A 301-nucleotide genomic window follows, 5' to 3' on the forward strand; every position below is an offset into this window, starting at 1 on the left:
GGTGGCCAGCGGGCGCGCCTTGGTGCGCTCCACGTGCGGGTCAAGCCAGCGGTCGGCGTAGTCGTTGATGACGCAACCGGCCGAGCGGGTCAGCCACACGCCGGCAGTGAACACGAACAGCGTCCACAGCGGCGGCAGGCCGCCCGCGGCCAGCCACAACGCCCACCAGGTGGGCCACAGCAGCAGCAGCGTGCCGATCGGGCGATCAGCGCGCATCAGACTCCAGTAATGCCGCCAACGCGGCGTCGCCGGCGACTGCGGCGAAGTGAGGGGGGTATCAGCCATGGCGATAGGATACTCC

General features: G+C 70.1%; 1 protein-coding gene. It reads right to left on the reverse strand.

Features of this window, described 5'->3' with window-relative positions; genetic code table 11:
- Nucleotides 1-216 (reverse strand): UbiA family prenyltransferase (locus EN846_RS34450; protein WP_245518777.1); only part of this gene is annotated, 216 nt, incomplete at its 3' end.
- Nucleotides 217-301: the final 85 nt, after the last annotated feature.

Source organism: Mesorhizobium sp. M4B.F.Ca.ET.203.01.1.1 (assembly GCF_004791025.1).
In the GTDB taxonomy this organism is placed as follows: domain Bacteria; phylum Pseudomonadota; class Alphaproteobacteria; order Rhizobiales; family Rhizobiaceae; genus Mesorhizobium; species Mesorhizobium abyssinicae.